We start from the raw sequence: 23048 nt of genomic DNA on the forward strand, positions 1-23048 counted from the left end.
TATCAGGGCAACATTTTGCCAATGTAATAAACCACTAAGCCGAGGGCGACAAAATCTGTCTCCGGGAAGCTAGTACCGGACAAACCCACCGACTCCATGATGGGATAGATGAGTGCCGGGCCAATACCAATTAATATGCCAGTGACAAAGCTACCGGCGATGGCCCCTTTCCAGCCTCCTGACGCGTTACCGAAGACGGCGGCGGTAGCACCAATGAAGAAGTAGGGGATGGCGACGGGGATAATGACCGTTTGCCCAATTAATGCGAGGACCCCCATAACCACCAATCCACCCACAAAGGAAGAGATGAAACCTAAAACGGTGGCGGTTGGGGCATACGGAAAGACGACTGGGCAATCCAGTGCGGGTTTGGCGTTCGGGATAAATTTTTCAGAGATGCCCAGAAATGCCGGGACTATTTCTGACAACAGCAAGCGAACGCCGGTGATGATGATATAAAGCGATGCGGTAAACGTGAGTGACTGGAATAGCGGATAAACCAGCCAATGCATTCCACCGGCGGCGGCCGTTACCGCTTCTTCGCCTGCGGCAAGCGCCGCGATGTAATAGAAAATACTGACAGAGATGGACACGGAGACGATGTAGTCTTTAAAAATCCCCAACCATCCGGGAAGATTTAGCTTTTCTGTTGACTGCTTAGGATCACCCACTTTCGAACCGATCCATCCCGATAGCGCGTAGGCCAGAGTAACGTAATGCCCCATCGCGATTTCATCATTACCGGTAATCTTACGCATCCACGGCTGAGCGATAGCTGGATAGACACAGGCCGCAAGCCCCAGCAGTATGGAGCCGACGATAATTGTTGTTACATCGCTGTAGCCAAGCGCCTTAAGCGTAACGGTTAAGAGGGCAGACAGATACAGATTATGTTGACCCGTCAGGAAGATGTATTTGAACGGCGTTACGCGGGCAAAAAACAAGTTCCAGCCGAAACCAACGACCATGATGAGTGAAACGCACATGGCAAACTTGGTTTGTGCCAGCCCAGTTAACGCTTCGGCTAACGGCATCACACCTTTCAGACCGAATCCATCGCTGAATAAGGTCTGAAAATTACCTAAGGATGTCACCGCAATCCCTGCTCCGCCGGCAAATACCAGAAATCCGACGATGGTTTTAAAGGTACCTGAAAGCACTTTTTCGATGGGTTTACGCTGGATAAGCAAACCAATTAGCGCAATAAAGCCAACTAAAAGTGGGGTTACACCCAAAATGTCGAATACAATGAACTTTAGGAGATCCATATTTCCCCCGGAGAGGTTAGTTGTTTTGAACAACGCTGGTGAGCGCAGATTCCATTTCTTCGCTGTTCATCAGATCGGTGATACCGATTGCTCTGAACCCGGCGGCTTCTACCTCATCGGTCAGGTCGCTCATGGTGATCACGAAGTCGATGTTTTGCCAGGTTCGTAGCCCTGACAGGACATCGTGTTCAAGATCGATATCCCAGCCATGTTTATCGATGACTTTTTGGGCTTTGATTTTCAGCATTAGCGAACTGCCCATACCGGTACGACAGACGATCAGACCTTTCATTAGACGTTCTCCTGTTTGTAAAAATAATTATTTTTAATTATCATTGGTGCGATAAAAATTATTATCGCAAAGCCGGGCAAAGTATGTGACAGCATTTGCATTTTGTGCAAAAAGGCGAAAAATGAGTCAGATAGATACTAATTTATTGATTAACATAAGAAATGGGGCTTCAGAGCTGAGTCCGATCCTGGAAAAGGTAGGGCGTTTTATCACTGAAAATCCTGATTTTGTGATGCGGCATACGATAACCGAGCTGGCCGATTCTATTGATACCAGTGAGGGGAGTATCACTCGTTTTTGCCGTGCCTTTGGTTTTAAGGGGTTTTCTGATTTCAGAACGGCTCTTGCACTGGAACAAGGAGCTGCACGGCCGAATGATGGAGGAAGTGAGGAGACGGCGGCGGTACTGGCAAGCGTTTGTGACAGCAATGCCATCATCGACAGCAAAGAATTGCAGGCGGTTGCGACCTGGTTAAATCAGCTCAGTAATATTGCAATTTATGCGGTAGGTACGGCGGTGCCGGTGGCGTTATTCCTGCAAATCAATCTCGTGCAGATGGGGAAAATAGCCAGTTATATCGACCGATTTTATCCGGCGGCTATCTCTCCGTTGGCGGACAGCCAAAAAACAGGGATTATCGTTATTCATACAGAACAAGTCTCTACCGATATGATGCAGTCGCTGACGCTAGCGAAGGAACAAGGCATAAAAATTCTCTCGTTAACTCGCGGATCGTTTGCTCCATTAAATCGGCTTTCTGACTGGAATTTGCAGGCGGCGGTTGCGTTACAGGGGGAAGGTGAGTCTGGTTTTGCTGAAATTGCTGGTGCGATGATGGTGGCGGATCGCATACTCAGTGCTCTGGAAGAGCAGGATGAGCGTTACGTGCAGTGTCGTAAAGCACACCAGAAACGTATTTTCTCTATTGAAAGCGTGACCAATAAACTTTCAGAATATTTTATGTCGTAGGCATCGAACGTTGGCGTCGCGCTACTCAAGCAGAGCGCTGCGACGCCGTGGTCGTCATACCTTAGTACATTACTTTATGACCATACTGCTCAAGAATGCCTTTCACGCGCTCCATGGTCTCTTTCTTCGGTGGCTTAACACCGTCAAGTTTGTACTCTTCACCCATTGCCACCCATTTGTGTTTGCCCAGCTCATGGTATGGCAGCAGTTCGATTTTCTCTACGTTGCCCATATCGCGGGTAAACTCGCCCAGGCGGTGTGCGGAGTCGTCATCGTCAGACCAGCCAGGCACAACGACGTAGCGGATCCACACCTTGATATCTTTATTGGACAGATAACGTGCGAACTCAAGCGTACGATGGTTAGATACGCCCACCAGATTCTGATGGATTTCATCATTCATCTGTTTGAGATCGAGCATCACCAGGTCAGTGACTTCCAGCAATTCATCGATCACCGGATCGTAGCGGCGAACAAAACCGTTGGTATCCAGACAGGTATGAATACCTTCTTTTTTACAGGCACGAAACCAGTCGCGTACAAATTCAGCTTGCAGGATAGCTTCGCCACCGGACGCTGTCACACCGCCACCGGAGGCGTTCATAAAGTGGCGGTAGGTCACGACCTCTTTCATTAACTCGTCGACGGTGACTTCTTTGCCGCCGTGCGTATCCCATGTGTCACGGTTATGACAATACAGGCAGCGCATCAGGCAGCCCTGGAAGAAGGTAATAAAACGGATGCCCGGGCCATCAACAGTGCCACAGGATTCAAAGGAGTGAATGCGACCAATAACTGACATTGCGGTGTTTCTCCAGGTGTGGCCCATCCGGGGCCAGTGTTAGTGCACAGTTATTAACTGTGTCGAGTCTGTTTTGGCTGCTATCCATAAGTATAGATAGCTGACAAAGCAGGCTATTAAAAAGGCCCCACTTACGTGGAGCCTTTATTGTACGCTTTTTAAAGTACGATTTCAGTCAAAACCAATTACATGGTCTGAGTGAAGGTACGAGTAATAACGTCCTGCTGCTGTTCTTTAGTCAGGGAGTTAAAACGTACTGCGTAGCCAGAAACACGGATGGTCAGCTGCGGATATTTTTCCGGATGTTCCATCGCATCCAGCAGCATTTCACGGTTCATGACGTTCACGTTCAGGTGCTGACCACCTTCGATGGACGCTTCGTGGTGGAAGTAACCATCCATCAGACCAGCCAGGTTGGTCTTACGAACTTCGTCGTCTTTACCCAGTGCGTTCGGAACGATAGAGAAGGTGTAAGAGATACCATCTTTAGCGTAAGCAAACGGCAGTTTAGCAACGGAGGTCAGAGAGGCAACAGCACCTTTCTGGTCACGACCGTGCATTGGGTTAGCACCCGGTCCGAACGGCGCGCCAGCACGACGACCATCTGGGGTGTTACCGGTTTTCTTACCATAAACCACGTTAGAGGTGATGGTCAGAACAGACTGAGTCGGGATAGCGTTACGATAAGTAGTCAGTTTCTGAATTTTCTTCATGAAACGTTCTACCAGGTCAACCGCCATGTCATCAACGCGAGAGTCGTTGTTACCAAACTGCGGGTATTCGCCTTCGATTTCGAAGTCGACAGCCAGACCGTCTTCGTCACGAATCGGTTTAACTTTCGCATATTTGATTGCAGACAGGGAGTCAGCAGCAACGGACAGACCAGCGATACCACACGCCATGGTGCGGATAACGTCACGGTCGTGCAGCGCCATCAGAGAGGCTTCGTAGCTGTACTTGTCGTGCATGTAGTGGATAACGTTCAGGGCAGTGACGTACTGTTTAGCCAGCCAGTCCATGAAGTGATCCATGCGCTCCATAACTTCGTCGAAGTTCAGAACGTCGCCTTTGATCGGTTCAGATTTAGGACCAACCTGCATTTTCAGTTTTTCATCAACGCCGCCGTTGATTGCGTACAGCATGGTTTTCGCCAGGTTTGCACGCGCACCGAAGAACTGCATTTGTTTACCAACAACCATCGGGCTTACGCAGCAAGCGATAGCGTAGTCGTCGTTGTTGAAGTCCGGACGCATCAGGTCATCGTTCTCGTACTGCAGAGAAGAGGTGTCGATGGACACTTTAGCGGCGAATTTCTTGAAGTTCAGAGGCAGTTTTTCAGACCACAGAACGGTGATGTTCGGCTCCGGAGAAGGACCCATGGTGTACAGGGTATTCAGGAAGCGGAAGCTGTTTTTGGTAACCAGAGTACGGCCATCAACGCCCATACCACCGATAGATTCAGTTGCCCAAATCGGGTCACCAGAGAACAGTTCATCATATTCAGGGGTACGCAGGAAACGAACCATACGCAGTTTCATGACCAGGTGGTCAATCATTTCCTGAGCGTCTTGCTCGGTGATTTTGCCTGCTTTGATATCACGTTCGATGTAGGCATCCAGGAAGGTGGATACGCGACCGAAGGACATTGCTGCGCCGTTCTGAGATTTAACCGCGGCCAGGTAGCCGAAGTAAGTCCACTGGATAGCTTCCTGAGCGTTGGTTGCCGGACCAGAGATATCGCAGCCATATTTAGCAGCCATTTCTTTGATCTGACCCAGTGCGCGGTGCTGTTCAGCAATTTCTTCACGCAGACGGATAGTGGCTTCCAGGTTTACGCCGTTTTCCAGATCGGACTGCAGAGAGACGAACTGAGCGTATTTGTCTTTCATCAGGTAGTCGATACCGTACAGCGCAACGCGACGGTAGTCACCGATGATACGGCCACGGCCATAGGCATCTGGCAGACCAGTCAGAACACCGGATTTACGGCAGTTCAGAATGTCTTTGGTGTAAACATCGAATACGCCCTGGTTGTGGGTTTTGCGGTATTCGGTGAAGATTTTTTTCAGCATCGGGTCCAGTTCGCGATTGTACGCTTTGCAGGAACCTTCAACCATTTTGATGCCGCCAAACGGAATGATCGCACGTTTCAGCGGAGCTTCAGTCTGCAGACCAACAATTTTCTCGAGCGCTTTGTTGATGTAGCCAGCGTCGTGAGAAGTGATGGTAGAAGCAACGGAGGTGTCAAAGTCAACAGGCGCGTGAGTGCGGTTTTCCTGTTTAACGCCTTCCATCACGCTGTCCCACAGTGCAGTGGTCGCATCAGTTGCGCCAGCCAGGAAGGACTCGTCACCCTCATACGGAGTGTAGTTTTTCTGAATGAAGTCACGGACGTTTACTTCATTCTGCCAATCACCTTTGGTAAAACCTTCCCAGGCTGTGGCTAACTTTTCATTAAGCTCGGACATGTAACACCTACCTTCTTAAGTGGATTTTTTATTTACTGCGTGTAATGGGCATCATCAGATTAATGATGATCGTTACCACGCAGATAAATGACCCAGTATGTCAACCCGACCAACAAACCGCCGCCGATAATGTTGCCGATAGTAACCGGAATCAGGTTATCGGTGATGAAATTCATCACGGTCAGGTGAGAAAAATTCTCCGGAGAAGACCCAACAGCGGTCCAGAATTCCGGGGTGGCGAAATCGCGAATTACAATACCCATAGGGATCATAAACATGTTTGCGATACTGTGCTCAAAACCGCTGGCAACAAACATTGCGACCGGTAATACCATGATAAACGCTTTGTCCATCAGGCTGCGACCCGAATAGCTCATCCATACTGCCAGACACACCATCAGGTTCGCCAGGATGCCAAGACTTACCGCCTCAACAAAAGTATGGTGCACTTTGTGGTCGGCTGTTTGCAGGACGTTGAGACCCCACGCGCCGTTAGCGGTCATATACTCGCCAGAAAGCCACATGAGTAACACGAAGATCAGGGCGCCAATCAGGTTGCCGACATAAACGTTAAGCCAGTTTTTAGCCAATTGGCCCCAGGTGATGCGACCACTGGCTTTCGCTACGACAATCAGTACGGTTGAGGTGAAGAGGTCTGCACCGCAGACAACGCAGAGAATCAGCCCCAGGGAAAAGCAGATACCACCTACTAGCTTCGCCATGCCGAAAGGCATTGTGCCGGTACCGGTTGTGGCGGTGATATAGAAAACAAAGGCAATTGAAATGAATACACCGGCAGTAATTGCCAGATAGAACGTCTTAAGCGGATGTTTCGTTGCTTTATAGACGCCTGCTTCTTCGGCAACTTTGGCCATTGCAGCAGGAAGAATAAGATCAAAAGGGTTGTCAGCTTTCACACTAACTCTCTCTTTATTAAGTCGGCGACGAGATACTAACAAAGCATTATAGATGAGAATTTGATATAGATCATATCTCGCCTGGCTTATAGGCCCGTAAGGCGCATGGTTTTTATGCAATTACGGTGTAACTTGTTGATTATCCAAATAAAAATAAATTTTAAAAATTATAAGGTGAGTTGAATTTTTTCTTTCTGTCTCCTCTGGGGCGGTTAATTAAAATGGAGTAATTGAGATAAAAAACCACATTAATAAGCTAATTTTCTTAATATCAACTACTAATATTTAACCTTGTTTTTACATTTATTTTTTGATTTGACCAAAATAAAAAACAGGGCGCATTAAGCGCCCCGTAATATAGCCCAGACAATACCTTTAGCCTACTCAGCGCAGGCTGATTGTCACTATTTTGACCAATGTGCTGCTTTCGCGCGCTGCAGTTTTTCGTAGGCTTTCAGCAGAGACTGATGCGCCGGGAAAGCCTGCAGATCGCTATCAACAGTTTGAAGCCCGTAGAACGGCGCTTCGCCACTTAATGCTGCACTTGCGGCTTCAACCGCCTCGGCACCGTACATGCGAACAAACGCGTTCAGATATTGTAGCGGCTGACGATCTTCTTCCTGAGATAGCAGCAGCAGCGTTTGCAGACAGCGGTAGTAGTTGGCACGTTCAGCGCTAAAGACAGAGGCGTTGAATTCCATCGTCCATTCTGTCCAGACCAGCGCCTGCTCCAGGTCGCCGCCGGCCAGCGCCAGCATCACTTTAAGCTCGCCAATGCGCAGGGTGTACCAACCGTTATCCGCACCGGTTGCCAGACCGAGCAGCTCGCGTACGCGGGTGAAGTCGTCAAAGCCTTCTTCATCCAGTTGTTCGATCAGATTGAGATAGTCTTCTTTATCCCATTCACTGCCCGGAAGCGAGAGAATAGTGTCACGCAGATGGGCGCCCATGGCGTTGTTGGCTAACCACAGATCTTCAGCCGGATAGATGTCAGACATTCCCGGAACAATAATGCGGCACGCGTAAACGCTCAGGTGCTCGTAGTCGGCGATATACACTTCTTTATCTTCAGCATTGAAGATGGCCATCAGGGTGGCGAACTCTTCTTCGGTGGTACCGGAGAAATTCCAGTCAACGAACGGATAGTCAGCATCCTGCTTGAACAGATCCCAGGAGATCAGGCCGCTGGAATCGATGAAGTGAGTTTCAAGGTTAGTGTGTTCAGCTACTTCTTCGTCGTCAAAGGTTGGTGGGGTGAAGACATCAAGATCTTTCAGACCACGGCCCTGCAGCAGTTCAGTGACAGTACGCTCCAGCGCAACGCCGAAATCCGGGTGCGCACCGAAGGAGGCAAAGCAGGTACCATTGGCCGGGTTGAACAGGACAACGCAAATCACCGGATACTTGCCGCCCAGGGAGCCATCGTAGGCGAAAATTGGGAAACCTTCCGCTTCCAGTTTGGCGATGGACTCCACCACTGCCGGGTAGCGCGCCATGACTTCGGCCGGGATTTCCGGCAGGCTGATGCTTTCCGCAATAATACGGTTCTTCACATGACGCTCAAAGACTTCAGACAGGCCCTGAACGCGCGCTTCGTTTCGGGTGTTACCCGCAGACATGCCGTTAGAAACGTACAGGTTGCCAATAATGTTCATCGGAATATAGACGGTCTGGTTATCCGACTGACGGGTAAACGGTAGGCCGCAGACCCCACGTTCTTCATTACCGGATTGCAGATCGATAAGCATGCTGCCAGTCAGTTCGTTGTCTGGATCGTAAAACGCACGCAGACGAGCATCCAGTAGACCTTCAGGTACGTCGTCTTCTTCAGTCAACGGGAACCATTTTTCGTTCGGATAATGCACGAATGGACCGTTGGCGATGGTTTCACCCAGCCAGAAATCCGCAAAGAAATAGTTAGTCGACAGACGCTCAAAATATTCGCCCAGCGCGGAGGCCAGCGCCGCTTTTTTCGTCGCGCCTTTACCGTTGGTGAAGCACAGCGCGCATTCTTTGTCGCGAATATGTACTGACCAGACGTTAGGGACGGGATTTAACCACGAGGCTTCTTCAATTTGAAAACCAAGGTCGAGCAATTTTTGCTGGAAGCGAGCGATGGAGTCTTCCAGAGCGGCATCTTTGCCGGGGATAAATGTTTGCGTCATGAAAATCACTTTTGTCGTACGGAAAGCGCGCAATGATACGGGTTTTAAATGAATGGCGCTATCGTCGCCGGAGTTCAGACGTAAATAAAAGTATTAGCTATGCTTTCCTACAGCCAACCACGTTTAGAGCATAATAATGAAAGCTTTCGATTTACACCGAATGGTACTGGATAAGGTGCCCATGGATTTTCTGGGAGAAGTTGCTCTGCGCAGCCTCTATACCTTTATATTGGTTTTTCTGTTTTTAAAAATCACCGGACGTCGCGGCGTACGCCAGATGTCGCTTTTTGAAGTGCTGATTATCCTTACGCTGGGGTCTGCGGCGGGAGACGTGGCATTTTATGATGATGTCCCGATGCTGCCGGTGCTGGTGGTCTTTATTACGCTTGCTGTGCTGTATCGGCTGGTTATGTGGCTGATGGCGCATAGCGAGAAAATGGAGGATTTGCTGGAGGGCAAGCCCGTTGTGATCATTGAGGACGGCGAGCTGGCATGGTCGAAGCTCAATAGCGCCAATATGACGGAATTCGAATTCTTTATGGAATTGCGTTTGAACGGCGTGGAGCAATTGGGACAGGTGAGACTGGCCATCCTGGAGACAAATGGGCAAATCAGCGTCTATTTCTTTGCCGATGAAGACGTAAAGCCGGGGCTCAGTATTTTGCCTAAACGCTGTACACAGCGATTTAAAGTGATACCTGAAGCTGGGGACTATGCATGTATACGGTGTAGTGAAGTGGTGCAAATGAACGCCGGAGATCATCAATTATGTCCACGCTGTGCAAATCCAGAATGGTCGAAGGCCAGTCGGGCAAAACGGGTCACCTGACAGCGAAAATCTCGGTTTTTACCCGTCAATCCGATAGATTCTGTTGTGTGACCAATGACACATTTTTACCCTGGTCAGTTTTACCCATTGCGGCGCGTGTCACTGAATGATAAAACCGATATCCACAGGAATAACTTATACCAATGTCTGTCACCGGATTATCGCCAATGACAGGATGTTGATTGGACAACAACACAACGTGGTGAGGGGAAATGGCTCAGGTCTTCAATTTTAGTTCAGGTCCGGCAATGTTACCGGCAGAAGTACTTAAACTGGCTCAACAGGATCTTCGCGACTGGAACGGTCTTGGCACGTCGGTGATGGAAATTAGCCACCGTGGCAAAGAATTCATCCAGGTCGCAGAGGAAGCGGAGCAGGATTTTCGCGATCTTCTCAGCATCCCCTCCAACTATAAAGTGTTGTTCTGCCATGGCGGTGGGCGCGGGCAGTTTGCGGGTATCCCGTTAAATATTCTGGGTGACAAAACCACGGCGGATTACGTTGATGCCGGTTATTGGGCCGCCAGCGCAATTAAAGAAGCGAAAAAATACTGTGCGCCAAACGTTATCGACGCCAAAGTCACCGTTGACGGACTGCGTGCTGTTAAGCCAATGAGCGAATGGCAGCTTTCTGACAACGCGGCGTATTTGCACTATTGCCCGAATGAAACCATTGATGGCATTGCGATCGATGAAACGCCGAATTTTGCCAGCAATGTGGTGGTTACGGCGGATCTGTCCTCTACCATTCTTTCCGCACCGCTTGACGTGAGCCGTTATGGCGTAATTTATGCCGGGGCGCAGAAAAACATCGGCCCGGCCGGGCTGACCATTGTCATCGTACGTGAAGATTTGCTGGGTAAGGCTCATGTGTCATGCCCGTCAATCCTCGACTATACCGTGCTGAATGACAACGACTCCATGTTCAACACGCCGCCAACCTTTGCCTGGTATCTGTCTGGCCTGGTCTTTAAATGGCTGAAAGAGCAGGGCGGTGTTAACGCGATGGATAAAATTAACCAGCAAAAAGCGGAACTGCTGTACGGCGTAATCGATAACAGCGATTTCTACCGTAACGACGTGGCAAAATCGAACCGTTCACGCATGAACGTACCGTTCCAGCTTGCTGACAGCGCACTGGATAAACTCTTCCTGGAAGAGTCTTTCGCTGCGGGTCTGCACGCGTTGAAAGGGCACCGTGTGGTCGGTGGTATGCGCGCGTCCATCTACAATGCAATGCCGCTAGAAGGTGTAAAAGCGCTGACCGATTTCATGGTCGATTTCGAGCGCCGCCGCGGTTGATCTGCTGTATTTTCATCCCCACAGCCAGTCTGTGGGGTTTTTATGTCTGTTTTTGAGAGTCGAGTTTCATGGAATCCCTGACGTTACAACCCATTGCGCGGGTGGATGGCACCATCAATCTGCCTGGATCCAAAAGTGTTTCTAACCGCGCTTTGCTGCTGGCTGCATTAGCAAATGGCACCACTGTCCTGACTAATCTGCTGGATAGCGATGATGTCCGCCATATGCTTAATGCTCTGAATGCGTTAGGAATTAGCTATACCCTTTCTGCCGACCGTACGCGTTGCGAGATTATCGGCAATGGCGGCGCGCTGCATGCCGAAGGCGCAGTGGAACTGTTCCTTGGCAATGCCGGAACCGCAATGCGCCCGCTGGCCGCTGCGCTGTGTCTGGGCAGCAATGACATCGTGTTGACGGGCGAGCCGCGCATGAAAGAGCGCCCGATTGGCCATCTGGTTGATGCGTTACGTCAGGGCGGAGCCAACATTGAATACCTGGAGCAGGAAAACTATCCGCCTTTACGTCTGCGCGGTGGCTTTACCGGAGGACAGGTTGAGGTAGACGGCAGCGTATCCAGCCAGTTCCTGACTGCGCTGCTGATGACTGCGCCACTGGCGCCGCAGGATACGACGATCGCCATTAAAGGCGAGCTGGTATCCAAACCTTACATTGATATCACACTGAACCTGATGAAAACGTTTGGTGTTGAAATTGAGAATCAGAACTACCAGCGCTTTATTGTGCAGGGTCAGCAGCAGTATCAGTCACCGGGGGCATATCTGGTTGAAGGCGATGCTTCTTCCGCTTCCTATTTTCTCGCAGCGGGAGCCATTAAAGGCGGTACGGTAAAAGTCACCGGGATTGGCCGCAACAGTATGCAGGGTGATATCCGCTTCGCTGATGTGCTGGAAAAAATGGGCGCGACCATTACCTGGGGCGATGACTTTATTGCTTGTACTCACGGTGAGCTGAACGCGATAGACATGGATATGAACCATATTCCCGATGCGGCGATGACCATAGCCACGGCAGCGCTGTTCGCTAAAGGCACCACGACTTTACGTAACATCTATAACTGGCGCGTCAAAGAGACCGACCGCCTGTTCGCGATGGCGACCGAGTTGCGTAAAGTGGGCGCGATCGTTGAAGAGGGCGAAGACTATATTCGTGTCACACCACCGGCGACGTTACAGTTTGCGGAGATCGCGACCTACAACGATCACCGCATGGCGATGTGTTTCTCGCTGGTGGCGTTGTCTGACACGCCGGTGACCATTCTGGACCCTAAATGTACCGCCAAAACCTTCCCGGATTATTTCGAACAGTTGGCGCGTATTAGTACACTTGCCTGATCCTCACATCTGACGATCGCGCTCAGCATATTCGTGAGCGCATCGCTGCAGATAAAAAGTAAATCAGTGTCATCTTCCGGGCTGGTTTCTCGCCAGCCCGCTATAATTGCGCAATTCTTCCTCACATCGTTACAGACTAATCGGGTTTTTACACTCTGTGTTAACGATTATTAGCGTTGGCGCGTATAATGCGCGGCGTTCACGTTAACGTATGCCTGTTTAAGGAGAAAAAGATGACGGCAATTGCCCCGGTTATTACCATTGATGGCCCAAGTGGTGCAGGAAAAGGCACCTTGTGCAAGGCAATGGCGGAAGCATTGCAATGGCATCTGTTAGATTCAGGCGCGATCTACCGCGTACTGGCGCTCGCAGCGTTGCATCACCATGTTGATGTCACATCTGAAGATGCTCTGGTACCGCTTGCCTCACACCTGGATGTGCGTTTTATCTCAACGGACGGCAACCTGGAAGTCATTCTGGAAGGTGAAGATGTCAGCGGCGAAATCCGCACCCAGGAAGTAGCGAATGCCGCATCTCAGGTCGCTGCGTTTCCTCGCGTACGCGAAGCGCTGTTACGTCGTCAACGCGCGTTTCGTGAAGCGCCCGGCCTGATTGCCGACGGACGAGACATGGGGACCGTGGTGTTCCCGGATGCACCAGTGAAAATTTTCCTGGACGCCTCCTCGCAAGAACGTGCGCATAGACGTATGCTACAGTTGCAGGAAAAGGGCTTTAGTGTTAACTTTGAACGCCTTTTGGCCGAGATCGAAGAACGCGATTTCCGCGATCGTAACCGTGCTGTAGCGCCGCTGGTTCCCGCTGCTGATGCTTTAGTTTTGGATTCAACCCGATTAAGCATTGAGCAAGTGATTGAAAAAGCGTTACAATACGCGCGCCAAAAACTGGCACTCGCTTAAGTGCGACCGAATTTGCAGTACCCCCGTTGCAATGGATTGACAGCGGGTATGTTAAACAACCCCATCCGGCATGGAGCCAGGTGGACGTTAAATATGAAACCTGAAGATTAAACATGACTGAATCTTTTGCTCAACTGTTTGAAGAATCCTTAAAAGAAATCGAAACCCGTCCGGGTTCCATCGTTCGTGGTGTTGTTGTTGCTATCGACAAAGACGTAGTACTGGTTGACGCTGGTCTGAAATCTGAGTCCGCCATTCCGGCTGAGCAGTTCAAAAACGCCCAGGGCGAGTTGGAAATCCAGGTTGGTGACGAAGTTGACGTTGCTCTGGATGCAGTAGAAGACGGCTTCGGTGAAACCCTGCTGTCCCGTGAAAAAGCTAAACGTCACGAAGCTTGGATCACGCTGGAAAAAGCTTACGAAGAAGCTGCAACCGTTACTGGTGTTATCAATGGCAAAGTCAAGGGTGGCTTCACTGTTGAGCTGAATGGTATTCGCGCGTTCCTGCCGGGTTCCCTGGTTGACGTTCGTCCGGTCCGCGACACGCTGCACCTGGAAGGCAAAGAGCTTGAATTCAAAGTAATCAAGCTGGATCAGAAGCGTAACAACGTTGTTGTTTCCCGTCGTGCCGTTATCGAATCCGAAAACAGCGCAGAACGCGATCAGCTGCTGGAAAACCTGCAGGAAGGCATGGAAGTTAAAGGTATCGTTAAGAACCTCACTGACTACGGTGCATTCGTTGATCTGGGTGGCGTTGACGGCCTGCTGCACATCACCGACATGGCATGGAAACGCGTTAAGCATCCGAGCGAAATCGTAAACGTTGGCGACGAAATCACTGTTAAAGTGCTGAAGTTTGACCGCGAGCGTACTCGTGTATCTCTGGGCCTGAAACAGCTGGGCGAAGATCCATGGGTAGCTATCGCTAAGCGTTATCCGGAAGGTACCAAACTGACTGGTCGCGTGACCAACCTGACCGACTACGGCTGCTTCGTTGAAATCGAAGAAGGCGTTGAAGGCCTGGTTCACGTTTCCGAAATGGATTGGACCAACAAAAACATCCACCCGTCCAAAGTTGTTAACGTTGGCGATGTAGTGGAAGTTATGGTTCTGGATATCGACGAAGAACGTCGTCGTATCTCCCTGGGTCTGAAGCAGTGCAAAAACAACCCATGGCAGCAGTTCGCGGAAACCCACAACAAGGGCGACCGTGTTGAAGGTAAAATCAAGTCTATCACTGACTTCGGTATCTTCATCGGCCTGGACGGCGGCATCGACGGCCTGGTTCACCTGTCTGACATCTCCTGGAACGTTGCAGGTGAAGAAGCAGTTCGTGAATACAAAAAAGGCGACGAAATCGCAGCTGTTGTTCTGCAGGTTGACGCAGAACGTGAGCGTATCTCTCTGGGCGTTAAACAGCTCGCAGAAGATCCGTTCAACAACTGGGTTGCACTGAACAAGAAAGGCGCAATCGTAAACGGTAAAGTCACTGCAGTTGATGCTAAAGGCGCAACCGTAGAACTGGCTGACGGCGTTGAAGGTTACCTGCGCGCTTCTGAAGCTTCCCGCGACCGCGTTGAAGATGCAACTCTGGTTCTGAGCGTAGGCGACGACGTTGAAGCTAAATTCACCGGCGTTGATCGTAAGAACCGCGCAATCAGCCTGTCTGTTCGTGCTAAAGACGAAGCTGATGAGAAAGATGCAATCGCAACTGTTAACAAACAGGAAGATGCTAACTTCTCTAACAACGCAATGGCTGAAGCTTTCAAAGCAGCTAAAGGCGAGTAATATCGAGTGCTCCTAAATCCTTTGTGCTGTTAACAGCACAAAGGGTGACGAGTAGCTTGACAGATTACAGGATTCGTCCTGTAATCAATGACAAAGGGCGGCTAAGGCCGCCCTTAATCAATGCAGCAGCTAATTATGCCTTTAAGGAACCGGAGGAATCATGACCAAGTCAGAATTGATTGAAAGACTTGCAACCCAGCAACCTCATATTCCCGCGAAAGCGGTTGAAGATGCAGTTAAAGAGATGCTGGAACATATGGCCTCGACTCTTGCGCAGGGCGAGCGTATTGAAATCCGCGGTTTCGGCAGTTTCTCTTTGCATTACCGCGCACCGCGCACCGGACGTAATCCGAAGACCGGCGATAAAGTGGACCTGGAAGGAAAATACGTTCCGCACTTTAAACCAGGTAAAGAACTGCGCGATCGCGCCAATATTTACGGTTAAGTTTTTAGCGAGACTTAACGCCGAGAAAAGCACCCGCACGGGTGCTTTTTTCATTTCTGCCAACCCATCCTGGAATCTCCATCCCAGTTAATTTGCACGTTACAAGCGCCGCTAAATGTTAGCGGAATGCGTACCGTATAACGCTAAATTGGCACCAGACAACCGTCGAACATTACTGCACACTTCCTGCTACAGGGAGGTGACTGATGAAAATAACAACGGTTAGTACGAGTGCATTATTCGGCATTCTCCCGCTTATGCTATTACCTGCGTTACCTGACATGCTGTGCATCGGCGTTATATTTGGTCTGGCAATTCTGCTCTGTCTTATTTCTCACAGCCCTGTACGTTTCGCCGGATTAACCCTGCTATTTTTTCTTTGGGGAGTTCTGGCTGCGAAAGATGCGCTGTGGGCCGGTAATACGCTGCCTGCAAAAAGCCAGCAGGCCATCGTGCGGATAACCGGAACCGATAATATGACAACGCACTACGGCCAGATCACGCATCTGCAGGGGAAGCGGGTATTTCCTGCCATCGGAATTACTCTGTATGGGCAGTACTTACCCGGCAACGTTTGTGCGGGCCAGACATGGGCGATGACGTTGAGGGTTCGTGTTATACACGGTCAATTGAACGAGGGCGGGTTTGATAGCCAGCGTTACGCATTGGCGCAGCACCAGCTGCTGACGGGAAGATTTTTGCAGGCTTCGGTTATCACACAACAATGCAGTTTGCGTTCGAGGTATCTCTCCTCGTTGAAAAGCGCGCTCGCTGACTATCCCTGGCAGCAGGTTATACTGGGCCTGGGAATGGGGGAGCGCTTGTCCGTGTCACAAGCGGTGAAAACCATTATGCGAGATACCGGTACGGCCCATTTGATGGCTATCTCCGGGCTGCATATTGCATTTGCCGCACTTCTGGCAGCAGGATTAATTCGCGCGGGGCAATTTTTTATGCCAACCAGATGGATTTGCTGGCAGGTTCCATTAGTTGGCGGGATCGTCTGCGCAACATTCTATGCCTGGTTAACGGGGCTACAGCCCCCGGCATTACGTACGGTTGTTGCGCTACTGGTCTGGGGAGGGCTAAAACTCAGCGGCAGGCAGTGGAGTGGATGGTCGGTGTGGCTCTGCTGTCTGGCAGCCATTCTGGTGGTGGATCCTGTCGCCGTTCTTTCACAAAGTCTGTGGTTGTCTGCTTTTGCCGTTGCAGCGCTGCTGTTCTGGTATCAATGGGTTCCGATGCCGGATTGGCCGCTGTCTCGCGTTGGACGCCAATTTCTGGCGCTTGCTCATTTGCAATTGGGAATTACGCTCCTGCTTCTGCCTGTGCAAATCGCGATGTTTCACGGTTTTAGCCTGACCTCATTTTTGGCGAATTTGTTTGCTGTACCGCTGGTTACGTTTATTTCCGTACCATTGATATTAGCAGGCATGATCGTCCATTTAACCGGGCTGGCGATGGTTGAGTCGAACCTATGGTATTTAGCGGATCGCTCCCTCGCGCTATTATTTTGGGGGCTCAGGAGCCTGCCTGAAGGGTGGATCAATATTGATGCACGTTGGCAATGGCTTGCATTTGTACCCGGACTCCTGCTCATCGCATATCGGCTGAACGCGTGGCGAACTATACCGGTAGTTTGCGTCACTGTGCTCCTTTTACTGAGCGCCCCGTTCTGGCGAACGCCACGTACTGATGTCTGGCAAGTGCATATGCTGGACGTCGGGCAGGGGCTGGCGATGGTAATTGCGCGCAATGGGAAAGCGATTCTTTACGATACCGGTCTGGCATGGCCTGAAGGCGATAGCGCGCAACAGCTGATTATTCCATGGCTACGCTGGCACAACCTGGAGCCAGAAGGCGTTATTTTAAGCCATGAGCATATGGATCACCGGGGCGGGTTGCGTTCACTGCAGCAAGCCTGGCCGTCGCTATGGATAAGAAGCCCATTAGGATGGGAAGGGCATCTCCCGTGTTTACGCGGGGAGCGCTGGCAATGGCAAGGGTTAACCTTTAGTGCGCATTGGCCCGTGCGTGGAAATAAAGATCTGGGGAATAACCACTCCTGCGTGGTTAAGGTCGATGACGGGCATCAGAGTATTCTGCTGACCGGAGATATTGAGTCTCCCGCTGAACAAAAAATGCTAAGTCACTACTGGCAGCATCTGCAGTCTACGGTGATACAGGTTCCACATCATGGTAGCAATACCTCATCATCGCAGGCGCTGATTCAGCGGGTCGGCGGGCAGGCCGCGCTAGCCTCCGCATCCCGTTACAATGCCTGGCGTCTCCCGTCCAGGAAAGTGAAGCAACGTTATCGGCAACAAAATTATCAATGGCTGGATACACCACACCAGGGGCAGATTACGCTGGATTTTTATCAAAAAAACTGGCGAATAAACAGCTTGCGGGATCAGATTTTACCTCGTTGGTATCATCAGTGGTTTGGCGTGTCGGAGGATAACGGGTAGAATATGCGGCTATTCTAACAAATGCTGGTTTTTTGAATGCATAACGATAAAGATCTCTCTACGTGGCAGACGTTTCGCCGACTATGGCCAACCATAGCGCCTTTTAAATCGGGTCTGATCGTGGCGGGTATAGCGTTAATCCTGAACGCGGCCAGCGATACCTTCATGCTATCGCTCCTTAAGCCATTACTGGATGATGGTTTTGGTAAAACGGATCGCTCGGTGCTGCTGTGGATGCCGCTGGTGGTCATTGGACTAATGGTTCTTCGCGGATTCACCAGCTATGTCTCCAGCTACTGCATCTCATGGGTATCAGGCAAAGTGGTCATGACCATGCGTCGCCGCCTGTTTGGCCATATGATGGGCATGCCGGTCTCCTTTTTTGATAAACAGTCTACAGGTACGCTGTTGTCACGTATTACCTATGATTCAGAGCAGGTCGCATCATCGTCCTCCGGCGCGCTGATCACCGTGGTACGTGAAGGGGCTTCAATTATTGGCCTGTTTATCATGATGTTCTATTACAGCTGGCAGCTGTCATTGATCCTGATTGTACTGGCGCCAATTGTTTCAGTGGCGATTCGTATAGTTTCCAAGCGTTTTCGTAGCATCAGTAAAAATATGCAAAACACCATGGGTCAGGTTACGACCAGTGCGGAGCAGATGCTGAAAGGCCACAAAGAAGTTCTGATTTTTGGTGGTCAGGAAGTCGAAACTAAGCGCTTTGATAAAGTCAGCAATAAGATGCGTTTGCAGGGCATGAAGATGGTTTCCGCCTCTTCTATCTCCGATCCTATCATCCAGCTGATTGCGTCTCTGGCTCTGGCCTTCGTGTTGTATGCAGCCAGCTTCCCAAGCGTAATGGAAAACCTGACTGCAGGGACAATTACGGTTGTCTTCTCGTCAATGATCGCGCTGATGCGTCCGTTGAAATCGCTGACCAACGTCAACGCGCAGTTCCAGCGCGGTATGGCGGCCTGCCAGACCTTATTTACGATTCTGGATAGCGAGCAGGAAAAAGATGAAGGTACACGCGAAATCGAACGCGCTACCGGCAATCTCGAATTCCGCAACGTGACATTCACCTATCCGGGACGTGAAGTACCTGCGCTGCGCAACATCAACCTGAGTATCCCAGCGGGGAAAACCGTTGCCCTGGTTGGCCGTTCGGGTTCAGGGAAATCCACCATCGCCAGCTTGATCACGCGCTTCTATGATATTGATGAAGGGCAGATTCTGATGGACGGACACGATCTACGTGAATATACCCTGGCATCCCTGCGCGATCAGGTCGCGTTGGTTTCGCAGAATGTGCACCTGTTTAACGATACGGTTGCTAACAACATCGCCTACGCGCGTACCGATTTGTACAGCCGTGAGCAGATCGAAAAAGCGGCGAAAATGGCTTACGCAATGGATTTCATCAATAAGATGGACAATGGCCTGGATACAGTGATTGGCGAAAACGGCGTCCTGCTTTCTGGTGGTCAGCGCCAGCGTATCGCTATTGCCCGCGCCTTGTTGCGTGACAGTCCGATTCTGATCCTTGATGAAGCAACGTCGGCACTCGATACCGAGTCTGAACGCGCAATTCAGGCTGCTCTGGATGAGCTTCAGAAAAACCGTACCTCCCTGGTGATTGCTCACCGCCTTTCTACCATTGAACAGGCGGATGAAATCATCGTGGTGGAAGACGGTATTATTGTTGAGCGTGGAACCCATAGCGAGCTGATTGAGCAGCGTGGGGTGTATGCACAATTACACAAAATGCAATTCGGTCAATGATCGCTCGAATCTGGTCTGGTGAGTCGCCGCTGTGGCGACTGTTACTCCCGCTCTCCTGGCTGTATGGCCTGGTCAGCGGGGGGATCCGCTTATGTTACAAGCTTGGGATTAAACGCGCGTGGCGTGCACCAGTCCCGGTTGTGGTGGTCGGAAACCTGACCGCGGGTGGCAATGGCAAAACACCAGTGGTGATTTGGCTGGTTGAACAACTGCGTCAACGTGGGATTCGCGTGGGCGTGGTGTCGCGTGGTTATGGCGGGAAAGCGGCTGCTTACCCGCTGTTACTGACCGCAGATACCACTACGGCAGAAGCGGGTGATGAACCTGTACTGATCGCCCAACGTACCGGTGTGCCCGTAGCGGTATCCCCGGTAAGATCGGATGCGGTCAAAGCCATTTTGGCCCAACACGATGTGCAGATGATTGTGACGGACGATGGGCTACAGCACTACCGTCTGGCGCGAGATGTTGAAATCGTGGTTATTGACGGAGAACGTCGGTTTGGCAATGGCTGGTGGCTTCCCGCGGGTCCCATGCGGGAACGCGCAGGTCGGCTTAAATCGGTGGATGCGACTATCGTTAACGGTGGCGTTGCGCAGCCAGGGGAAATCCCTATGCGACTTGAACCGGGGCTGGCCGTTAATTTACGTACGGGTGAACGCCGCGATGTGTCGCAGCTGTCCAATATTGTCGCCATGGCGGGCATTGGCCATCCACCGCGTTTTTTTGCCACGCTGGAAGCATGCGGTGCCAGCGTGCAAAAAAGTATTGCGCTGGCAGACCATCAGTCTCTGACCTACAGTGACGTCAGTGCGTTTGCAGACGCTAGGCAAACGCTGGTGATGACGGAAAAAGATGCGGTTAAGTGCCGTGCATTTGCCGATGAAAACTGGTGGTATTTACCTGTTGACGCTCATTTGTCAGGCGATCGGCCTGATATGTTGCTGGATAGCTTAATCTCGCTGACTCGCTAACTGATTCACGCTGCGGCAGCGAATCATTTATGAGGCCATAAATGTCGTTGCCGCGTCTTTCTTTGACGGATGCCCGTCATCTTCACCTTGCCGCTCAAGGGCTGCTGAAAAAAACACGCCGTCGGGCAACCCCAGCAGATATTCTTGCTGCCATTTCGCGCATGTCGTTATTGCAAATCGATACCATCAATATTGTGGCGCGCAGCCCTTACCTGGTGCTGTTTAGTCGTTTGGGTGATTATTCGCCCCAGTGGCTGGATGACGCATTGCAGCGGGGCGAACTGATGGAATACTGGGCGCACGAGGCCTGCTTTTTGCCGCGTAGCGACTTTATGCTGATACGTCACCGCATGCTGGCCCCGGAGAAAATGGGCTGGAAATATAAAGCGGAGTGGATGAAAGAACATGCTCATGAGATTGAGCAACTGCTCCAGCACATCCAGCATAACGGACCAGTCCGCTCTGCTGATTTTGAGCATCTGCACAAGGGGGCCAGCGGCTGGTGGGCATGGAAACCGCATAAGCGTCATCTTGAAGGCCTGTTCACCGCCGGGAAAGTGATGGTGGTGGAACGACGTAATTTCCAGCGAGTGTATGATTTAACCCATCGCGTCATGCCGCACTGGGATGATGAACGCGACCGGCTTTCACAGGAAGAAGCTGAAAACCTCATGCTGGATAACAGCGCCCGCAGTCTGGGGATTTTTCGCGAACAATGGCTGGCAGACTACTATCGCCTGAAGCGTCCGGCGCTAAAAAACTGGTGCAACGTACGTGCACAGCAGCAACAGATTATTCCTGTCGATGTCGAAGGGTTAGGAACCCTGTGGCTGCATAGCCACCTTCAGCCGCTGCTGGAGCAGGCATTGACGGGTAAATTAACGGCGACGCATAGCGCAGTATTATCACCCTTTGATCCGGTGGTCTGGGATCGTAAACGGGCAGAGCAGCTATTCGATTTTAGCTATCGGCTGGAATGTTACACGCCAGCACCGAAACGTCAGTATGGTTATTTCGTCTTGCCGCTGCTGCATCGCGGGCAGTTAGTTGGGCGGATGGATGCCAAAATGCACCGCAAAACGGGCGTACTGGAAGTGATTTCGCTGTGGTTACAGGATGGCGTCAAACCTGGGGTTACTCTGCAAAAAGGATTGTTTCAGGCGATCGATGATTTTGCCCGCTGGCAGCAGGCAACACGTGTGACGCTGGGACGCTATCCTGAAGGTTTATTTGCTGATGCGCGCCATGGTTGGGAAATAGACCCAGCACGGTAAGCGATTATGTTAATATTTACGGATTCACAATCCGGTCCATCTGGAGGAACTATGGATCATCGTCTGCTTGAAATCATTGCCTGCCCGGTATGCAATGGCAAACTCTGGTTTAACCAGGAAAAACAGGAACTGATTTGTAAACTGGATAACCTTGCTTTCCCACTGCGTGATGGCATTCCCGTGTTACTGGAAACCGAAGCTCGCGTTCTGACTGCTGATGAGAGTAAATCATGAGTTTTGTGGTCATTATTCCTGCGCGTTATGCGTCCACACGTTTGCCGGGCAAGCCGCTGCTGGATATCAATGGCAAGCCGATGATCGTGCATGTGCTGGAGCGTGCGCGTGAATCTGGCGCTGAACGTATTATCGTTGCGACCGATCACGAAGATGTCGCTCGCGCGGTAGAAGCGGTGGGGGGTGAAGTATGCATGACCCGCGCCGATCACCAGTCCGGTACGGAGCGTCTGGCGGAAGTCGTCGAGAAATGTGGCTTTAGCGATGATACCGTTATTGTGAACGTACAGGGTGATGAGCCGATGATCCCGGCGGTCATTATTCGCCAGGTCGCTGAGAATCTGGCACAGCGCCAGGTCGGTATGGCGACCCTTGCTGCCCCGATTCACAGTGCGGAAGAGGCATTTAATCCGAATGCGGTGAAAGTCGTTCTGGACGCCGAAGGTTATGCGCTCTATTTTTCACGCGCGACCATTCCGTGGGATCGCGACCGTTTCGCTAAAAGCCTGGAAACGGTGGGTGACACCTTCCTGCGACATCTGGGTATTTACGGCTATCGCGCTGGTTTTATCCGCCGTTATGTTAACTGGCAGCCTAGCCCGCTTGAGCATATTGAAATGCTGGAGCAACTACGTGTGCTGTGGTACGGCGAAAAAATTCATGTTGCCGTCGCCAAAGAAGTACCCGGTACCGGCGTAGACACAGCCGAAGATCTTGAGCGCGTTCGCGCCGAAATGCGTTAGTTTTTCTCACGACACTCCCCCTGATGACGCGAATTTTTGGGAGGAGTGTCATAT

At 51.0% G+C, this 23048-nt stretch carries 19 protein-coding genes; 13 read left to right on the top strand and 6 right to left on the bottom strand.

Going from position 1 to position 23048, the window contains the following annotated elements:
- Positions 1–2: 2 nt before the first annotated feature.
- Positions 3–1268, bottom strand: a complete 1266-nt coding sequence (locus N0B36_RS03550) for a PTS ascorbate transporter subunit IIC (RefSeq protein WP_046274698.1) — start codon at positions 1266–1268, stop codon at positions 3–5.
- A gap of 16 nt (positions 1269–1284) precedes the next feature.
- On the bottom strand, positions 1285–1560 hold the full coding sequence (locus N0B36_RS03555) for a PTS sugar transporter subunit IIB (protein WP_016152439.1): 276 nt from the start codon (positions 1558–1560) through the stop codon (positions 1285–1287).
- Positions 1561–1681: 121 nt separating this feature from the next.
- Between N0B36_RS03555 and N0B36_RS03560 the strand changes: the two genes are divergently transcribed.
- Positions 1682–2530 (top strand): MurR/RpiR family transcriptional regulator, encoded by an 849-nt coding sequence (locus N0B36_RS03560; protein WP_016156113.1) that lies wholly within the window; start codon positions 1682–1684, stop codon positions 2528–2530.
- 61 nt (positions 2531–2591) lie between these two features.
- On the opposite strand, the gene pflA is transcribed toward N0B36_RS03560, so the two are convergent.
- The 4 genes from pflA to ycaO all read right to left on the bottom strand — a co-directional run bounded on the left by pflA (position 2592) and on the right by ycaO (position 8882).
- Entirely contained in the window at positions 2592–3332 is a 741-nt protein-coding gene (gene pflA / locus N0B36_RS03565) for a pyruvate formate lyase 1-activating protein (RefSeq protein WP_003035751.1), read from the bottom strand.
- A gap of 185 nt (positions 3333–3517) precedes the next feature.
- Positions 3518–5800 carry a formate C-acetyltransferase gene (gene pflB / locus N0B36_RS03570; protein WP_016152441.1) on the bottom strand — a complete coding sequence of 761 codons (2283 nt, stop codon included), beginning with the start codon at positions 5798–5800 and terminating at the stop codon, positions 3518–3520.
- Between the two features lie 59 nt (positions 5801–5859).
- Positions 5860–6717: a formate transporter FocA gene (gene focA, locus N0B36_RS03575; RefSeq protein WP_003831909.1), complete on the bottom strand. Its 858-nt coding sequence runs from the start codon at positions 6715–6717 to the stop codon at positions 5860–5862.
- A gap of 404 nt (positions 6718–7121) precedes the next feature.
- Positions 7122–8882 carry a 30S ribosomal protein S12 methylthiotransferase accessory factor YcaO gene (gene ycaO / locus N0B36_RS03580; protein ID WP_047414124.1) on the bottom strand — a complete coding sequence of 587 codons (1761 nt, stop codon included), beginning with the start codon at positions 8880–8882 and terminating at the stop codon, positions 7122–7124.
- A 136-nt stretch (positions 8883–9018) separates the two neighbouring features.
- Between ycaO and N0B36_RS03585 the strand changes: the two genes are divergently transcribed.
- From N0B36_RS03585 to kdsB, 12 genes are all read left to right on the top strand, one after another.
- On the top strand, positions 9019–9711 hold the full coding sequence (locus N0B36_RS03585) for a DUF421 domain-containing protein (protein ID WP_016156114.1): 693 nt from the start codon (positions 9019–9021) through the stop codon (positions 9709–9711).
- 212 nt (positions 9712–9923) lie between these two features.
- Positions 9924–11012, top strand: coding sequence for a 3-phosphoserine/phosphohydroxythreonine transaminase (serC, locus tag N0B36_RS03590; protein ID WP_049043001.1), 1089 nt, complete (start codon positions 9924–9926; stop codon positions 11010–11012).
- A gap of 68 nt (positions 11013–11080) precedes the next feature.
- Positions 11081–12364, top strand: coding sequence for a 3-phosphoshikimate 1-carboxyvinyltransferase (gene aroA / locus N0B36_RS03595; RefSeq protein ID WP_259686078.1), 1284 nt, complete (start codon positions 11081–11083; stop codon positions 12362–12364).
- 233 nt (positions 12365–12597) lie between these two features.
- Complete coding sequence (cmk, locus tag N0B36_RS03600; protein ID WP_016152447.1) at positions 12598–13281, top strand: (d)CMP kinase; 684 nt, start codon at positions 12598–12600, stop codon at positions 13279–13281.
- 113 nt (positions 13282–13394) lie between these two features.
- Entirely contained in the window at positions 13395–15068 is a 1674-nt protein-coding gene (gene rpsA / locus N0B36_RS03605; protein ID WP_003035776.1) for a 30S ribosomal protein S1, read from the top strand.
- A 160-nt stretch (positions 15069–15228) separates the two neighbouring features.
- Positions 15229–15513 carry an integration host factor subunit beta gene (ihfB, locus tag N0B36_RS03610; protein WP_003035780.1) on the top strand — a complete coding sequence of 95 codons (285 nt, stop codon included), beginning with the start codon at positions 15229–15231 and terminating at the stop codon, positions 15511–15513.
- Positions 15514–15719: 206 nt separating this feature from the next.
- A complete protein-coding gene (locus N0B36_RS03615; RefSeq protein WP_259686079.1) occupies positions 15720–17984 on the top strand; it encodes a ComEC family protein in 2265 nt (754 codons plus the stop codon).
- 36 nt (positions 17985–18020) lie between these two features.
- Positions 18021–19769 carry a lipid A ABC transporter ATP-binding protein/permease MsbA gene (gene msbA / locus N0B36_RS03620; protein ID WP_047501171.1) on the top strand — a complete coding sequence of 583 codons (1749 nt, stop codon included), beginning with the start codon at positions 18021–18023 and terminating at the stop codon, positions 19767–19769.
- On the top strand, positions 19766–20743 hold the full coding sequence (lpxK, locus tag N0B36_RS03625) for a tetraacyldisaccharide 4'-kinase (protein ID WP_259686080.1): 978 nt from the start codon (positions 19766–19768) through the stop codon (positions 20741–20743). Before msbA ends, lpxK begins: the two co-directional genes overlap by 4 nt.
- 41 nt (positions 20744–20784) lie before the next feature.
- Positions 20785–22017, top strand: a complete 1233-nt coding sequence (locus tag N0B36_RS03630) for a winged helix-turn-helix domain-containing protein (protein ID WP_259686082.1) — start codon at positions 20785–20787, stop codon at positions 22015–22017.
- Positions 22018–22068: 51 nt separating this feature from the next.
- A complete protein-coding gene (ycaR, locus tag N0B36_RS03635) occupies positions 22069–22251 on the top strand; it encodes a protein YcaR (RefSeq protein WP_003035793.1) in 183 nt (60 codons plus the stop codon).
- Entirely contained in the window at positions 22248–22994 is a 747-nt protein-coding gene (kdsB, locus tag N0B36_RS03640; protein ID WP_016152452.1) for a 3-deoxy-manno-octulosonate cytidylyltransferase, read from the top strand. Before ycaR ends, kdsB begins: the two co-directional genes overlap by 4 nt.
- Positions 22995–23048 lie beyond the last annotated feature (54 nt).

Source organism: Citrobacter sp. XY323 (genome assembly GCF_025106035.1).
In the GTDB taxonomy this organism is placed as follows: domain Bacteria; phylum Pseudomonadota; class Gammaproteobacteria; order Enterobacterales; family Enterobacteriaceae; genus Citrobacter; species Citrobacter braakii.

Coding starts and splice junctions, on each gene's coding strand:
- N0B36_RS03615 (WP_259686079.1), top strand. CDS start 15,720: ATGAAAATAACAACGGTTAGTACGAGTGCATTATTCGGCATTCTCCCG.
- N0B36_RS03555 (WP_016152439.1), bottom strand. CDS start 1,560: ATGAAAGGTCTGATCGTCTGTCGTACCGGTATGGGCAGTTCGCTAATG.
- pflB (WP_016152441.1), bottom strand. CDS start 5,800: ATGTCCGAGCTTAATGAAAAGTTAGCCACAGCCTGGGAAGGTTTTACC.
- ycaR (WP_003035793.1), top strand. CDS start 22,069: ATGGATCATCGTCTGCTTGAAATCATTGCCTGCCCGGTATGCAATGGC.
- N0B36_RS03630 (WP_259686082.1), top strand. CDS start 20,785: ATGTCGTTGCCGCGTCTTTCTTTGACGGATGCCCGTCATCTTCACCTT.
- ycaO (WP_047414124.1), bottom strand. CDS start 8,882: ATGACGCAAACATTTATCCCCGGCAAAGATGCCGCTCTGGAAGACTCC.
- lpxK (WP_259686080.1), top strand. CDS start 19,766: ATGATCGCTCGAATCTGGTCTGGTGAGTCGCCGCTGTGGCGACTGTTA.
- aroA (WP_259686078.1), top strand. CDS start 11,081: ATGGAATCCCTGACGTTACAACCCATTGCGCGGGTGGATGGCACCATC.
- N0B36_RS03550 (WP_046274698.1), bottom strand. CDS start 1,268: ATGGATCTCCTAAAGTTCATTGTATTCGACATTTTGGGTGTAACCCCA.
- kdsB (WP_016152452.1), top strand. CDS start 22,248: ATGAGTTTTGTGGTCATTATTCCTGCGCGTTATGCGTCCACACGTTTG.
- N0B36_RS03585 (WP_016156114.1), top strand. CDS start 9,019: ATGAAAGCTTTCGATTTACACCGAATGGTACTGGATAAGGTGCCCATG.
- N0B36_RS03560 (WP_016156113.1), top strand. CDS start 1,682: ATGAGTCAGATAGATACTAATTTATTGATTAACATAAGAAATGGGGCT.
- ihfB (WP_003035780.1), top strand. CDS start 15,229: ATGACCAAGTCAGAATTGATTGAAAGACTTGCAACCCAGCAACCTCAT.
- msbA (WP_047501171.1), top strand. CDS start 18,021: ATGCATAACGATAAAGATCTCTCTACGTGGCAGACGTTTCGCCGACTA.
- serC (WP_049043001.1), top strand. CDS start 9,924: ATGGCTCAGGTCTTCAATTTTAGTTCAGGTCCGGCAATGTTACCGGCA.
- rpsA (WP_003035776.1), top strand. CDS start 13,395: ATGACTGAATCTTTTGCTCAACTGTTTGAAGAATCCTTAAAAGAAATC.
- cmk (WP_016152447.1), top strand. CDS start 12,598: ATGACGGCAATTGCCCCGGTTATTACCATTGATGGCCCAAGTGGTGCA.
- pflA (WP_003035751.1), bottom strand. CDS start 3,332: ATGTCAGTTATTGGTCGCATTCACTCCTTTGAATCCTGTGGCACTGTT.